General features: G+C 52.2%; 1 protein-coding gene. It reads left to right on the top strand.

Annotated elements, in window-relative coordinates:
* Nucleotides 1–404 (top strand): Ig-like domain-containing protein (locus tag H5186_RS22770; RefSeq protein WP_259399745.1); only part of this gene is annotated, 404 nt, incomplete at both ends.

Genomic DNA, 404 nt, shown 5'->3' with positions numbered 1-404 from the left:
ACTGAAAACGGCGGAGTAATTGACACTCAAGCGCCTACTTTTGATATTGATCCACTTGCTGCAACGAACGATACCACGCCAACCATCACCGGTAGCAGTGATGAAATCGGTGGCATCGTCAGTGTCATCGTCACTGATGCGACGGGGGCAGTACAAACCTTAATCGCGACAGTGCTTGCAGATGGTACGTGGTCGGTGGATATACCGACGCCGCTTGCAGAGGGCGCATTCCAAGTGGATGGCAGCGTCACTGATGCGGCAGGTAATACCGCCAGTGACACTGAAAACGGCGGAGTAATTGACACTCAAGCGCCTACTTTTGATATTGATCCACTTGCTGCAACGAACGATACCACGCCAACCATCACCGGTAGCAGTGATGAAATCGGTGGCATCGTCAGTGT

Origin of the sequence: Pseudoalteromonas sp. SG41-2 (genome assembly GCF_014164535.1) — a bacterium.
Classification (GTDB): Bacteria; Pseudomonadota; Gammaproteobacteria; order Enterobacterales; family Alteromonadaceae; genus Pseudoalteromonas; species Pseudoalteromonas rhizosphaerae.
Note: the sequence above shows the minus strand (reverse complement) of the source record. Positions and strands in the feature narration are given on the sequence as shown.